Below are 15,439 nucleotides of genomic sequence, written 5' to 3' on the forward strand. Positions count from 1 at the left end.
CATGCCCCCTACCCACCGGTGCCACCAGCACCCACGGCCACCGCGGGGGCACCGAGGACGTCGGAGAGCAACTGCGCGCACCACTCCAGCAGCGCCTGGTCGCGCAGCGGCTCGCCACCGATCCGACGGGTCGTCGGCCGGGGCACGCTGACCTGGTCGAGCGCGGCCTTGTAGACCGAGTCCGGGTGGTAGCGCTTGAGTCGCATCTGCTTCGAGTCGGGCAGCGGCAGCGGCCCGAAGCGCAGGTGCTTGCCCTGCATGCTGACGTCGGTGAGGCCGTACTGCCGGGCCAGCAGCCGGAACCGCGCCACCGCGATCAGGTTCTGCACCGGCGCGGGCGGCTCGCCGTAGCGGTCGGTCATCTCGGCCGCCACCTCGCGCAGCCGCTCGGAGTCGCGCGCCTCGGCGAGCTTGCGGTACATCTCCAGGCGCAGCCGCTCCACGCCGACGTAGTCGTGCGGCAGGTGCGCGTCCACCGGAAGGTCGATCTTGACGTCCGTCTCCTCCTCGGGACGTTCGCCCTTGAACGCCTGCACCGCCTCGCCGACCATCCGGACGTAGAGGTCGAACCCGACGCCCTCGATGTGGCCGGACTGCTCGCCGCCGAGCAGGTTGCCGGCACCCCGGATCTCCAGGTCCTTCATCGCCACGTACATGCCGGCGCCCAACTCGGTGTGCTGGGCGATGGTGGCCAGCCGCTCGTGCGCGTGCTCGGTGAGCGGCTTCTCCGGCGGATAGAGGAAGTACGCGTACGCCCGCTCCCGGCCCCGGCCCACCCGGCCCCGGATCTGGTGCAACTGGGCCAGGCCGAGCAGGTCGGCCCGCTCCACGATCAGCGTGTTGGCGTTCGGGATGTCGATGCCGGACTCCACGATCGTGGTGCAGACCAGGACGTCGAACTCCTTCTCCCAGAAGCCGACCATGACCTTCTCCAGGGCGTCCTCGCCCATCTGGCCGTGCGCCACCGCGACCCGGGCCTCGGGCACCAGCTCGCGCAGCCGGCGAGCCGCCCGCTCGATCGACTCGACCCGGTTGTGCAGGTAGAAGACCTGTCCGTCGCGCAGCAGCTCGCGGTGGATGGCGGCGGCCACCTGCCGGTCGTCCTGCGCCCCGACGGCGGTGAGCACCGGGTGTCGTTCCTCCGGCGGGGTGGCGATGGTGGACATCTCCCGGATGCCGGTGATCGCCATCTCCAGGGTGCGCGGGATCGGGGTCGCCGACATGCTCAGCACGTCGACGGCGGCCCGCATCGACTTCAGGTGCTCCTTGTGCTCGACGCCGAAGCGCTGCTCCTCGTCGACGATGACCAGCCCGAGCGACTTGAATCGGGTGGCCGCCGCCAGCAGCCGGTGGGTGCCGATGACGATGTCGGCGGTGCCGTTGGCCACCATCTCCAGGGTCTGCTCGGCCTCCTTCGGCGTCTGGAACCGGGAGAGCTGCCGGATCGTGATCGGGAACTGGCTCATCCGCTCGGCGAAGGTGTTGTAGTGCTGCTGCACCAGCAGGGTGGTGGGCACCAGCACGGCCACCTGCTTGCCGTCCTGGACCGCCTTGAACGCCGCGCGTACCGCGATCTCGGTCTTGCCGTAGCCGACGTCGCCGCAGATCAGCCGGTCCATCGGGACGCTCTGCTCCATGTCCCGCTTGACCTCCTCGATGGCGGCGAGCTGGTCGGGCGTCTCCTGCCAGGGAAAGGCGTCCTCCAGTTCCCGCTGCCACGGGGTGTCCGGGCCGAAGGTGTGCCCCTTGGACGCCTTGCGGGCGGCGTAGAGCTGGATCAGCTGGGCGGCGATCTCCCGGACCGCCTTGCGGGCCCGTGCCTTGGACTTCTGCCAGTCCGAGCCGCCCATCTTGTGCAGCGTCGGCTGCTCGCCACCGACGTACCGGCTGAGCTGGTCGAGCTGGTCGGTGGGGACGAAGAGACGGTCTCCCGGCTGGCCGCGCTTGCTCGCGGCGTACTCGATGACCAGGTATTCCCGGGACGCGCCGTTGACCGTCCGCTGCACCAGCTCCACGTACCGGCCGATGCCGTGCTGCTCGTGCACCACGTGGTCGCCGGCCCGCAGCTCCAGCGGGTCGATGGTGTTGCGCCGCCGGCTCGGCATCTTGCGCATGTCCCGGGTGGAGACGCCCCGGCCACCGGTGACGTCACTACCGGTGAGCAGCACGAACCGGGCCGCCTCGTCGACGAAGCCGCCGGTGAGGCTGCCGCAGGTGACCAGCACCTCGCCCGGCGCGGGCGCGTCCGGGACCTGCTCGGTCATCCGGGCGCCCAGGCCTCCGTCGCGGAGCACCTCGACGGCCCGGTGGGCGGGGCCGTGCCCCTCGAAGACCAGCGCGACCGACCAGCCCTCACCGGCCCAGCGCGTCAGGTCGGCCACCACCCGGTCGGTCTCGCCGTGGTAGAGCGGCGCGGGCTGGGCGCTCAGGCTGACCGCGATGGCGTCGTCGGGGGTGACGTCGACCGCCTCCGGCGCATCCTCCCACGGCTGCCGCTCCGGGGCGGCGTCCGGCTCAGCCAACCCGAACGGGGACAGCGTCCACCAGGGCCGACGCAGCGTGGCGGCGGTCGCGCGGACGTCGGCCAGGGTGCGGAAGGCGGCCGCGCCGAGGTCGATCGGGGCCTGGCCGCCGACGGCCGCGGCGGCCCAGCTCGCCTGGAGGAACTCCTCCGAGGTACGCACCAGGTCGTGCGCCCGGGTGCGGATCCGCTCCGGGTCGCAGAGCAGGACGTACGTGCCCTCGGGCATGCAGTCCAGCAGCAACTCCATCGAGTCGTCGCCGATCAGCGCCGGGGCGAGGGACTCCATGCCCTCCACCGGTACGCCGCCGGCCAGCTTGTCCAGGATCTCGGCCAGCTCCGGATGCTGCCCGGCCAGCGTGGCGGCCCGCTCCCGGACGGCCGGGGTGAGCAGCAGTTCCCGGCAGGGCGGTGCCCAGAGTTGCGGCACCTGGTCGATGGTGCGCTGGTCGGCCACGGCGAAGGTGCGGATCTCCTCCACCTCGTCGCCCCAGAACTCCACCCGGGACGGGTGCTCGTCGGTGGGCGGGAAGACGTCCAGGATGCCGCCGCGTACGGCGAACTCGCCCCGCTTGGTGACCAGGTCGACCCGCGCGTACGCCATGTCGGTCAACCGGCGTGCCACCTGCTCCAGGTCGGCCTCGTCCCCGGCGGACAACCGCACCGGCTCCAGGTCGCCGAGCCCCTTGAGCTGCGGTTGCAGCATCGACCGGACCGGCGCCACGACCACCCGCAGCGGCCCGGTGCGCCCGTGCGCGTCGGCCGAGTCCGGGTGGGCCAGCCGGCGCAGCACGGCCAGCCGCCGGCCGACCGTGTCGGAGCGCGGCGAGAGCCGCTCGTGCGGCAGCGTCTCCCAGCTCGGGAAGATCGCCACCTGCTCGGCGGGCAGCAGGCCACCCAGCGCCGCCACCAGGTCCTCTGCCTCGCGGCTGGTGGCGGTGACCGCCAGCACCGGCCGCCCGGCACCGCCGACGGCGGCGTTCCGCCCCTGGTCGGTGGCGTCCGCGGCGACGGCGGCGACCGCGAACGGGCGCAGCGCCGGTGGCGCGGTCAGGTCGAGGCCGTCGACCTGGGCCGCACCGGAGCGCGCCAGGTCACGCACACGGGCCAGCCCCGGGTCGGCCAGGGCGGCGGCGAACAGTCCGGTGAGCGCAGTCATGATCACTTCCGCGGGTGAGGACACGACGATCACCCCGCGTCCGTCCGGACGGGGGGTTCCACCGGTCGACACTATCTCTCCGGTCGGACGATCCAGCGCCGTCCACGACGTCCGCGTTCCGGGCCTGCTTGCGACCTGCCGAGCCGCGCGTGCGGTCGGGGCCGCCAGCAGGATCTTGACGCCCGCCGAGCGCTGTGGTCGGCTGCCCGGCATGAACGGGGAGTTTCGCGCACAGTTCGACGCGGACGTCACCTTCGCCAACGGCGGCGGTCTGCGCACCGAGGGCTTCCGGCTGGACATCCCTGGCCGGAGCATCACCGACGAGGACCTGGCGGCGCTGTTCGTCCGACACCTCGGGCTGCTGATGGTGGCCGAGGTACGGATCACCGCCACGACGATCGTCGAGGAGCCGCACAAGGGCGGGCGCGGCGTCGCGGCCACCGCCCCCAGCACCGGTCGCCGGTTCGTCGAGCTGAGTCACGTCGTCACCGACGGGATGACCACGCTGCCCGGCTGGCCGGTGCCCCGCATCACCGAGTGGCTGACCCGGGAGGAGTCCCGGAGGAACTACGCACCGGGCACCGAGTTCCAGGTCGGGCGGATCGACATGATCGCCAACACCGGGACGTACCTGGACACCCCCGCGCACCGGTACGCCGACGGCAGCGACCTCACCGGCGTCGGCCTGGACCGCCTGGCCGACCTGCCCGCGCTCGTGGTGCGCCTGCCCGCCGGCACCCGTGCGGTGGACCGCCTGCTGCTGGCGCCGTACGACGTCGCCGGGAAGGCCGTACTGCTGCACACCGGCTGGGACGCGCACTTCGGCACCGACCGGTACGCCGCACCGGAGGCGCCCTATCTGACCGGTGACGGCGCACAGGGGCTCGTCGACGCCGGTGTCGCCCTGGTCGGCATCGACTCGATCAACATCGACGACATGAGCCCGGCGGCGGGCGGTACGCGTCCCGCGCACAGCACCCTGCTGGCCGCCGGTGTCCCGATCGTGGAGCATCTGACCGGGCTGGACCAGCTCCCGCCCGACGGCTTCCGATTCACCGCCGCCCCGCCGAAGGTCGCCGGGATGGGTACGTTCCCCGTCCGCGCCTACGCCCAAATCGACTGAGACCGGAGAACCGTGACCTACCCGCCCCCCGGACAACCGCCCTACGGCGGCCCACCCGCGCAGCCGCCGCACGGCGGACAACCCGGTCAGCCGCCCTACGGCGGTTGGCCGTCGGGTCCGCACCCGACCCCCGTGGTCAAGCGGATCCCCGACGACCAGCCCTTCGTCGTACGCCCCAACCTGGTCAAGCGTGGTCTGGTCATCGGCGGCGTCCTGCTGGCCGCTCTCGGCCCGATCATCTGCTGCCTCGGCTTCCTCGTCCTCGGCTCCATGGAGACGGAGGGGCGCCGCGCCGGCGGACTCGGCATGGCGGGGCTGCTGGGCTGTCTGATCCTTCTGGTCGCCCTGCTGGTCGGCCTCCAGCTCTGGCTGATCGGCTCCGGCGGGCCGGTGCTCGCGCTGAGCCACGAAGGGCTCTGGATCCGCAGCCGACCCACCCGTGGTCAGGCGATCTGGTTGCCGTGGGAGGCCGTCGCGCAGATCTCCCGCCGCCGGTGGAGCCTGGAGAAGATGCTGGTGGTCAAGCCGCACAACCCGGCGACGATGCCGAACCTCGGCGGCTACACGGCGTTCGACAGCGCACCGCTGAACGTCCTGTACGGCTCCGGCCTGGTCGCCACCCTCAACTTCGCGGACAAGCCGGAGGCGGAGATCCTGGCGGCCGTCGCCCACTACAGCGCCGGTCGCTGCCAGCTCACCTGAGCGCTCCCGGGGTGGCGGTTCGGCCGCCACCCCGGGCAGGGACCGTCAATAGCGCACCGAGACGCGGCGGTCGACCGCGTCGACCCGGACCTCCCCGCCGTACGGGACGATCAACTGCGGGTCGGTGTGACCGAAGTCGACGTCGAAGACCAGCACCGCGTCGGGGGCGTACTCGGCGAACGCCCGGGTCACCGCGGCCCGCTGGTCCCGGGCGTAGCCGGCCTTCTCGTCGGGGGTGAGCCGGCGGTCGAAGTTCCACGCCTTGGCGCGGCCGACCAGCGCGGCGGGAAGACCGGCAAGCAGGCCGCGCTCGCCGAGGCTGCGCAGCATGCGGTAGACCTCGACGGCGGGCGGCAACTCCTCCGAGGTCTCGATCAGCAGGACCGACCCGCGCAACGCCTCCACCGGGGCGACCCGGTCGGCGGCGAGCAGCCACTGCAGCACCTCCAGGTTGCCGCCCCAGGTGCGGCCGGTCACCACCGTCGCCGGCCCCTGCCAGCGCCAGCCCGCACCGGAGAACATCACCGGCGCCGCCACCAGGCAGTCCGGGTCGTTCCAGTCGGCGGGCTCGTCGCCCCACTCCGACGCCGGGGCCAGGTCGTACCAGTCGGAGTCGAACAACGCCGCGCGCAGCGAGTCGGCGGTCATCGGGTGCAGCGCGCCGGGGCGACCGAGGTGCACCAGCACCGACCCGCCGTGATAGCTCACGATCCCCAACCGGTGCAGGTGGTTGAGGAGGTTGGTGTTGTCCGAGTAGCCGAAGTAGGGCTTCGGGTTGGCACGCAGCACGTCGTCGTCGAGGTGCGGGGTGACGGTGATCTGGTCGTCGCCGCCGATGGTGGCCAGCACGGCGGTGATCGTCGGGTCGGCGAAGGCGTCGGTCAGGTCGCGGGCCCGGTCGCGCGGGTCGGCACCCATCACGCGGGTGGTCGGGTACTCCACCGGCTCCAGGCCGTACTCCTCGCGCAGTCGGCGCAGGCCCAACTCGTACACCTGCGGGAAGAGGCCCGGCAGCCCGGCGGAGGGCGAGACGACCGCGACCCGGTCCCCCGGGCGGGGCTTCGGTGGGTAGCGCAACGGCGGCATGGGCCGACGGTACCGCCCCGCGACCGGCGTGGCCTTGATCACCGCGGGTGGGCACGCTCAGCCCCGGATCTGCCCGATACATGGGCCGCTACCAGCGCGGACGTCCCTCACCCCGGCGCCCGGGTGAAAGGAGGGGACCCCTCCTATACAAAAGGCGATAACAAGGGGCCCCTCCTTACAACCGGGTGCGCGCGGATACGATCGGGGAAGTCGGACAGCGCTGTCCTTCGTACTCACGTAAGGAGCGCACGGTGACCGACCAGCACGATCACGACGGGCCCGACGCCGCCCTACGCGCCGACATCCGCCGGCTGGGCACCCTGCTCGGGCAGACCCTGGCCCGCCAGGAGGGCCGCCCCCTGCTCGACCTCGTCGAGGAGATCCGCGCCCAGGTACGTACCGACGCCCCCGCCGCCGCCCGGCGGCTGGGCGGGCTCGACGTGACCACCGGCACCAAACTGGCCCGCGCCTTCTCCACCTACTTCCACCTGGCCAACATCACCGAGCAGGTGCACCGGGCCCGGGACCTGCGGCGTCGCCGCGCCGTGCAGGGCGGCTGGCTGGACCAGGCGGCCAAGATGATCGCCGAGCGCGGGGTACCCGCCGAGGAGATCGCGTCGGTTGCCCGTCGGCTGGCGGTACGCCCGGTCTTCACCGCCCACCCGACCGAGGCGGCCCGCCGCTCGATCCTGTCCAAGCTGCGCGCCATCGCCGACGAGTTGGACACCGAGACCGCCAACGCGATCCTCTACGGGGCCAGTGACGAGGGTCCCGCCAACCGTCGGCTGGCCGAGCTGCTCGACCTGATGTGGCAGACCGACGAGCTGCGGCTGGACCGGCCGGACCCGACCGACGAGGCCCGCAACGCCATCTACTACCTGCGCGACCTGTACGCCGAGGCCGCCCCGCAGGTGCTCGACGACCTCGCCGAGACGCTGCGCACCCTCGGTGTGGAGACCTCGCCGACCGCCCGACCGCTGACCTTCGGCACCTGGATCGGCGGCGACCGCGACGGCAACCCCTTCGTCACCCCGACGGTGACCCGTGAGGTGCTGGCCATCCAGCACGAGCACGGGCTGACCGCCACCGAGGCGGCGATGGATGAGCTGATCAACGAGGTCTCCGTCTCCCGCCGGCTGCGCAACGTGTCGCTGGATCTCTCCGCCAGCCTCGCCGCCGACCTGGACGCGCTGCCCGAGGTGGCACCCCGCTTCCGTCGGGTCAACGCCGAGGAGCCGTACCGTCTAAAGGCCCGTTGCGTCCGCGCCAAGCTGGCCAACACGCGGGCCCGGTTGCGCCAGGGCACGCCGCACGTGCCGGGTCGCGACTACCGGGGCTCCGCCGAGCTGATCGCCGACCTGGAGCTGCTGCGCGCCTCGCTGGCCCGCAACTCCGGGCAGCTCACCGCCGTGGGCCGGCTCGCCTCGACCATCCGTACCGTCTCCGCGTTCGGCCTGCACCTGGCGACGATGGACGTCCGGGAGCACGCCGAGAAGCACCACGAGGTGCTGATCCAGCTCTATCGGGCGGTCGGCGAGGTCGAGGACTACCCGGCGCTGACCCGGCTGGAGCGCACCAAGCTGCTCGCCGACGAGTTGACCGGTCGTCGGCCGCTCTCCGCCGCCGACACCCCGTTGACCGATTCGGCGCGCAAGACGTTCGATGTGTTCGGCGCCATCCGCGAGGCGCAGGACCGGTTCGGCAACGAGGTCATCGAGTCGTACATCATCTCGATGACGCTCGGCGTGGACGACGTACTCGCCGCGGTGGTCCTCGCCCGCGAGGCCGGTCTGGTGGACGTGCACAGCGGACGGGCGCGGATCGGGTTCGTGCCGCTGTTGGAGACCCCGGCCGAGCTGAACTCCGGCGGCGAGCTCCTCGACGAGTTGCTGTCGCTGCCCGCGTACCGGGCGCTGGTGGCCGCTCGGGGCGACGTGCAGGAGGTGATGCTGGGCTACTCCGACTCCAACAAGGAGGCCGGCATCACCACCAGCCAGTGGTCGATCCACCGGGCGCAGCGGGCGCTGCGGGACGTGGCCGCCCGGCACGGGGTGCACCTGCGGCTGTTCCACGGCCGGGGTGGCACGGTGGGGCGCGGCGGCGGGCCGACGCACGACGCGGTCCTGGCCCAGCCGTACGGCACGCTCGACGGCGCGATCAAGGTGACCGAGCAGGGCGAGGTCATCTCCGACAAGTACACGCTGCCCGCGCTGGCCCGGGAGAACCTGGAGCTGACCGTGGCCGCGGTGCTCCAGGCGACCCTGCTGCACACCGCGCCCCGGCAGCCGGCCGAGATGCTGGAGCGCTGGGACGCGGCGATGGACGTGGTGTCCGAGTCGGCGTTCCGGTCGTACCGGTCGCTGGTGGAGAACCCGGACCTGCCGGAGTACTTCTGGGCGTCCACCCCGACCGAACTGCTCGGCGCGTTGAACATCGGCTCCCGACCGGCGAAGCGCCCGAACACCGGTGCCGGCCTCAGCGGGCTGCGGGCCATCCCGTGGGTGTTCGGCTGGACCCAGACGCGGCAGATCGTGCCCGGCTGGTTCGGCGTGGGGTCCGGCCTGGCCGCCGCCCGCGAGGCCGGGCTGGCCGACGTGCTGTCCGAGATGAACCGCAACTGGCACTTCTTCCGCACGTTCCTGTCGAACGTGGAGATGATGCTGACCAAGACCGACCTCGGCATCGCCCGTCGGTACGTGGAGACCCTCGTGCCGAAGAAGCTGCACCCGATCTTCGCCACGATCGAGGAGGAGTACGAGTTGACCCGGCGGGAGGTGCTGGCGGTCACCGACTCGCCGGACCTGCTGGAGAACTCCCCCGTGCTGCAACGCACCCTGGCGGTCCGCGACACCTACCTGGAACCGTTGCACCACCTCCAGGTGGCGCTGCTGCGGCAGTACCGCGACTCCGGTGCCGCCGGTCGGGCGGTGGCCACCGCACCGGGCGGCCGACGGGCCCCGAGCGACGGTACGGCTCTGGAGCGCGCGCTGCTCACCACCGTCAACGGCATCGCCGCAGGCATGCGCAACACCGGCTGATCGCGGCGAGGTTTGGGAAGCACTGAAGGAAGGGTCCCCTCCTAACGCCTGGCGTATAGGAGGGGACCCTTCCTAACATCTACGGCCGCTGCCGCGACACATCTGCGGGCGCTGCCGGGACACATCTGCGGGCGCTGCCGGGACGTCAGAACGCGACGTCAGAAGTCGCCGCCTCCGAAATCACCACCACCGAAATCACCACCACCGAAGTCGCCACCGCCGAAGTCGCCACCGCCGTAGTCACCGCCGCCCAGGTCGCCGTCGCCGCCGAAGTCGCCGCCCCGGTCGTCCAGGCCCGCTGCCGCACCGGCGTCGTAGCCGGGGTCGCCGAACGAGGGCGAGAAGAGCGCGTCGGCGATCAGCATGCCGCCGAGAACGCCGACCCCGGCGCCCAGCGCCGTCTTCCACCAGGGGGTGGAGTACCAGCCTGCCGGCACCGGCCGCCCCTGCATCCGCCCGCCCGGGTAGTAGTACGGCGTGTCCCGGCCCGGCTGCGGACCGGCCTTGAACGTCTGGCCCTGCACCTGGACCTGGCGCGGCACGGTCAGCTCACCGGCGCCACTCGCGGCGGCCAGCGCCGGCAGGGGTGGCCCGGGGTCGATGCCGAGCGCCGTCCGGGCCGCCCGGATGTAGGTCAGCCCCTCCACCGCGGTCTCCCGGGCGAGCCGGTACTGCGTGATGCTCCTGGCCTGCTCCAGCTGCGAACCGGCCGCGTGGTACCGCTCGGCGGCGTCGGCCAGCGCCTGACGGACCGCCGGATCGTCGCCACTGAGCGTCATCACCTGCCCACCGAGACGTTCGTACCAGCGTCGGGCGTCGGCTTGGACATCGGCGAGGCTCCGGGCGTCGCGCGCGGCGCGTTCCCGCCGCCACCAGACGAACGCGCCGACGAGACCCGCGAAGAGGAGTACGACCAGCAGAAGTTCCACCACTCCAACGTACCCACCATCCGCCAGCGACCCACCTCCTGACGAGGTCGGACGCGGCACGCGGCACCGGTCGAGGCGCGAAGCGCTCATCTTTGGCAAGCTCGTCAGGATGGAGCTCTCGACTCTGGCGGTCGTCGTCGTGTGTCTCGGTGCCGGGGGTGCGGTGGGCTGGTTCGCCGCGCGGGCCCGCGCGGCGACCGAGATCGCCCGGCTGGACGCCACCCTGCGCGCCACCCGTGAGGGCGAGGGCCGGCTGGAGCAGTCGATGCGGGCGTTGAGCTACGAGGCGACGGCCCAGTCCCAGGAGGCGGTGGCCCGGGCGGTGGCGCCGCTGCACGACACGTTGCGCCGCTACGAGCAGCGGGTGGCCGAGTTGGAGCGGGACCGCGTCGACGCGTACGCGGAGCTGCGCGAACAGGTGCGCTCGATGAGCACTGTCTCGGGTGAGCTGCGTACCGAGACCAAGCAGTTGGTGGCGGCACTGCGCGCGCCCCAGGTACGCGGCCGGTGGGGCGAGCACCAGTTGCGGCGAATCGTGGAGGCCGCCGGGATGTTGGAGCACTGCGACTTCTCCGAGCAGGTCACCGCCGCCACCGACCAGCAGACGGTCCGCCCCGACCTGGTGGTCCGGCTGCACGGGGGCCGGAGTGTGGTGGTGGACGCGAAGGCGCCGTTCGACGCGTACCTGACCGCGATGGAGGCGCGCGACGAGCGGGGGCGGGACACCCACCTCGACCTGCACGCCAAGCACCTGCGGGGGCACGTGGACGCGCTGGCCGCCAAGTCGTACTGGGCGGCCTTCGAGTCCACCCCGGAGTTCGTGGTCCTCTTCGTACCGGCCGACCCGTTCCTGGACGTGGCGTTGCAGCGTGATCCGACGCTGCTGGAGCACGCGTTCACCCGCAACGTCGTGTTGGCCACGCCGGCCACCCTGGTCGCACTGCTGCGTACGGTGGCCTGGTCGTGGCGGCAGGAGCAGCTCGCCCGCAACGCCCTGGCGGTCCACACGCTGGCGCGGGAGTTGTACGGACGGTTGTCCACGCTCGGCGACCACGTCGGCAAGCTCGGCGCGTCGCTGGGCGGCGCGGTGACCGCGTACAACCGGGCGGTGGGTTCGCTTGAGGCGCGGGTGCTGGTCAGCGCGCGCAAGCTGGCCGAACTGGGCGTTTCCGACCAGGAGCTGGCGGTGCCGAACCAGGTCGAGATCGCGCCCCGCCAGCCGCAGGCGCCGGAACTGGTCGATGGCGTTTCCACAACGGATGGTCGAATTCGGCCGGACTAATCAGACCCTTACCACCTTCGATGTGACATTGCGCGTCTCGCGTATCACGAGATGGTCACAACGTACCTGCCGGTAGTGACATCGATGGTCGGCACCACGAAGGATTCGCCTCACGCGTGCCCTGCATCTGAGGGCGCCCTGTTCTCTGGAGGAAAGAGAACGTGAGTAAACCCCGAATCCTGAGCCGGCGTACCTCCGCCGCGCTCTTCGCCTCGGTCATGGCGGCGGGCGCCGTGACCGTGGTGGGCGGTACCGCCACCGCGAGCGCCGCCCCTGCCGGTCCCGACGCCGCGCAGGCCACCCCCGCCGAGGCGCTCGGCGAGCACGACGCCAAGCTGCTCTCCGAGGCAGAGGCCAAGAAAGCCCCCACCGTCACGATGATCGTCGCCACCGAGAAGGGCAAGGCGAAGGACGTCGCGGACGACCTCAAGGACCTCGGCGCTGCGGTCACCGAGCGCTACGACACCATCGGCTACGTACTGGCGAAGGTGCCGACCGGCAAGGCGGTCACGGCCGCCACGCTGCCCGGCGTCGCCGCGGTCGACCTGGACGAGAAGATCCAGCTCCCCGACCCGAAGCCGGAGGTCGTCCCGGGCGCCAAGAAGGCCGAGAAGCAGGGCACCACGCTCAGCGGCCCCGGCGCCAAGACGCCCGCCGACAACCCCTACATGCCGACCGGCGAGATCGGTGCGGCCAAGTTCGTCAAGCAGAACCCCAAGTGGGACGGGCGCGGCGTCACCATCGGCGTGATGGACTCCGGTGTGGACCTGGACCACCCGGCGCTGCAGAAGACCACGACCGGCGAGCGCAAGATCGTCGACTGGGTCACCGCCACCGACCCGTTCGAGGACCCCACCTGGCGGCCGATGATCACGCAGGTCACCGGGCCGACGTTCACCGTCGCCGGTCGCACCTGGACCGCGCCGGCCGGGACCTACCGGTTCAACCTGTTCAGCGAGAACATCACCGCGAACAGCGAGCCGGCCGGTGACGTCAACCGCGACGGCGACACCAACGACCAGTTCGGCATCCTCTTCGACCCGGTGACCAACAACATCTGGGTGGACACCGACCAGGACGGCGACTTCACCGACGAGGCCCTGATGCGGCCGTACAAGGAGAAGTTCGACGTCAACCACTTCGGCACCGACAACCCGGCGACTCCGATCACCGAGCGGATGTCGTTCGTGGTCGAGTACCGCAAGAACGTCGACACCACCCCGCTCGGCGGCCCCGGCCTGGTCGACTACGTCAACATCGGCATCATCGAGGGCTCGCACGGCACGCACGTCGCCGGCATCACCGCCGCGTACGGCATGCTGGGCAACAAGGCGTTCAACGGCGCCGCCCCCGGCGCCAAGATCGTCTCCTCGCGCGCCTGCTCCTGGGGCGGCGGCTGCACGTACGCGGCGCTCACCACCGGTATGGCCGACCTGGTGATCAACCGGGGCGTCGACGTCATCAACATGTCGATCGGTGGCCTGCCGGCGCTCAACGACGGCAACAACGCCCGCGCCGTCCTCTACAACAACCTGATCACCACCTACGGTGTGCAGATGTTCATCTCCGCCGGCAACTCCGGCCCGGGTGTGAACACCATCGGTGACCCGTCCGCCTCCACCAACGTGGTCAGCGTCGCGGCCAGCATCAGCAAGGACACCTGGCTGGCCAACTACGGCTCGGTGGTCAAGCAGAAGAACGCGCTGTTCAACTTCTCCTCGCGCGGCCCGCGTGAGGACGGTGGCGCCAAGCCGAACATCGCCGCTCCGGGCTCGGCCATCTCCACCACCCCGGTCTGGCAGGCCGGCAACCCGGTCGCCGAGGCCGGCTACCCGCTCCCGTCGGGCTACGGCATGTCCAACGGTACGTCGATGGCGTCCCCGCAGGCCGCCGGTGGTGCCGCGCTGCTGCTCTCGGCGGCCAAGGCCACCGACCAGGGCGTGACCCCGGCCGCGCTGCGCCGGGCGATCTACAGCTCGGCCAAGCCGATCGCGAACACCGCCACCTTCGGTCAGGGCTACGGCATGTTCGACGTGCCGGGCGCCTGGAAGCTGCTGCGCAAGAGCAGCGAGCCGAACGACTACACCGCCGAGGCTCCGGTCTGCACGGTGCTCGCCGGCCAGCTCGCCACGCCGAACAGCGGCACCGGCGTCTACAACCGGTGTGATTCCGCCAACGGCGGGCACAAGGTCAACCAGTCGAAGTCGTACCAGGTCAAGCTGACCCGGACCAGCGGCCCGACCGGCAACGTGAAGCACAACATCGGCCTGCGCGGCAACAACGGCACCTTCTCGGCGCCGAAGAACGTCTCGCTGCCGCTGAACAAGACCGTCACCATCACGGTCACCGCGAAGCCGAAGACCGCCGGGGCGCACGGCACGATCGTCACGGTCGACGACCCGCGCACCAACACGATCGACTTCGAGTTCTCCGCCGTCGTGGTGGCCTCGAACGACGTCAGCAAGCCCGCCTTCGCCTACTCGGCGCGGGGCACCGTGGAGCGCAACAGCACCACGTCGTACTTCGTGACGGTGCCGCCGGGTGCCGGGGCGTTGCAGGTGAACCTCTCCGGCATCGCCACCGGGTCGCAGACCCGCTTCATCGCCTTCAACCCGTACGGCGTCCCGGTGGAGAGCACCTCCAGCCTGGCCTGCTACACCAACTTCGTCAGCACGGTCGTCTGCAACGCGTTCGAGCGTGACTACCAGAACCCGCTGCCGGGTGTCTGGGAGATCGAGGTGGAGTCGCGGCGGACCTCGCCGGCGCTGAACAACCCGTACCAGCTCCAGGCGCGGGTGCAGGGCGTCGCCGTCGAGCCGGCCGTGGTCGAGCTGCCGGCGGTCACCGCCGGTGTCCCGACCCCGGTGACCTGGTCGCTGAAGAACACCTTCGGCCCGGTCTCGGTGACCGGCCAGGGTGGCCCGCTGTCCAGCGTGCACACCGAGCGGCCGACCATCGCCGAGCTGGCCAAGCAGGAGTTCACCGTCGAGGTGCCGGCGGGCGTCACCAGCTTCACCGCCCGCATCGGCAACCCGTCCAACGCCAGTGCCGACCTGGACCTGTTCGTCTACCGGGGCACCACCCTGGTCGGGCAGCAGGCCGACGGCGACTCGGAGGAGGCGGTGACCCTGACCAACCCGGTCGCGGGCACCTACCGGGTCGTCGTGGACGCGTACGCGGTGGACGGCGCCGGTGGCAGCACCGAGTACGACTACCGGGACTCGTTCTCGTCCCCGTCGCTCGGCACGCTGACCGCGTCGGGCGGCACGCTCACCCTGGCCAACGGCGCCACCGGCAGCCTCTCGGGCTCGGTGACCGCCCAGTCCGCCCCGTCCGCGGGTCGGGCGCTCTACGGTGAGCTGGCCGTGGTGACCACCGAAGGCGCGATCGTCGGCCGCGGCGCGGTCTCCGTCGGCGCGGTGAACTGACACCACCACCATCGCACCATCAGGAAGCCCGTCTCCGGTCCATCCGGAGGCGGGCTTCCGCCTTTCCGCTGCCCTCTCCACCACCGCCGGGCTCGCCCGCCGATCATGAACTTATGGCGAGGGTTTCGATGCGATACACACCCTTTGCCACAGCCACGACTCCATGATCGA

At 71.5% G+C, this 15,439-nt stretch carries 8 protein-coding genes; 5 read left to right on the top strand and 3 right to left on the bottom strand.

Annotated features, from left to right (window positions below; genetic code table 11):
- Positions 1 to 8 precede the first annotated feature (8 nt).
- Positions 9 to 3,680: a transcription-repair coupling factor gene (gene mfd, locus ACZ31C_RS00260; protein WP_465793557.1), complete on the bottom strand. Its 3,672-nt coding sequence runs from the start codon at positions 3,678 to 3,680 to the stop codon at positions 9 to 11.
- Positions 3,681 to 3,891: 211 nt separating this feature from the next.
- Here mfd and ACZ31C_RS00265 point away from each other — a divergent pair, with 211 nt between their 5' ends.
- Both ACZ31C_RS00265 and ACZ31C_RS00270 read left to right on the top strand, forming a co-directional pair.
- On the top strand, positions 3,892 to 4,803 hold the full coding sequence (locus ACZ31C_RS00265) for a cyclase family protein (RefSeq protein ID WP_465793558.1): 912 nt from the start codon (positions 3,892 to 3,894) through the stop codon (positions 4,801 to 4,803).
- 12 nt (positions 4,804 to 4,815) lie between these two features.
- Positions 4,816 to 5,505: a hypothetical protein gene (locus tag ACZ31C_RS00270; RefSeq protein WP_465793559.1), complete on the top strand. Its 690-nt coding sequence runs from the start codon at positions 4,816 to 4,818 to the stop codon at positions 5,503 to 5,505.
- Positions 5,506 to 5,550: 45 nt separating this feature from the next.
- Here the strand turns inward: ACZ31C_RS00270 and ACZ31C_RS00275 are convergent, their stop codons facing one another.
- Positions 5,551 to 6,591, bottom strand: a complete 1,041-nt coding sequence (locus ACZ31C_RS00275; protein WP_465793560.1) for a S66 family peptidase — start codon at positions 6,589 to 6,591, stop codon at positions 5,551 to 5,553.
- Between the two features lie 251 nt (positions 6,592 to 6,842).
- Between ACZ31C_RS00275 and ppc the strand changes: the two genes are divergently transcribed.
- The gene (gene ppc, locus ACZ31C_RS00280) at positions 6,843 to 9,629 is read left to right on the top strand and encodes a phosphoenolpyruvate carboxylase (protein ID WP_465793561.1); all 2,787 of its coding nucleotides are present in this window, start codon (positions 6,843 to 6,845) and stop codon (positions 9,627 to 9,629) included.
- 158 nt (positions 9,630 to 9,787) lie between these two features.
- On the opposite strand, the gene ACZ31C_RS00285 is transcribed toward ppc, so the two are convergent.
- On the bottom strand, positions 9,788 to 10,558 hold the full coding sequence (locus tag ACZ31C_RS00285) for a hypothetical protein (RefSeq protein ID WP_465793562.1): 771 nt from the start codon (positions 10,556 to 10,558) through the stop codon (positions 9,788 to 9,790).
- A gap of 109 nt (positions 10,559 to 10,667) precedes the next feature.
- On the opposite strand from ACZ31C_RS00285, the gene ACZ31C_RS00290 reads away from it, so the two are divergent.
- Positions 10,668 to 11,840, top strand: coding sequence for a DNA recombination protein RmuC (locus ACZ31C_RS00290; RefSeq protein WP_465793563.1), 1,173 nt, complete (start codon positions 10,668 to 10,670; stop codon positions 11,838 to 11,840).
- Positions 11,841 to 12,001: 161 nt separating this feature from the next.
- The gene (locus tag ACZ31C_RS00295) at positions 12,002 to 15,268 is read left to right on the top strand and encodes a S8 family serine peptidase (protein ID WP_465793564.1); all 3,267 of its coding nucleotides are present in this window, start codon (positions 12,002 to 12,004) and stop codon (positions 15,266 to 15,268) included.
- Positions 15,269 to 15,439 lie beyond the last annotated feature (171 nt).

This window comes from Micromonospora sp. NPDC023869, assembly GCF_055559695.1.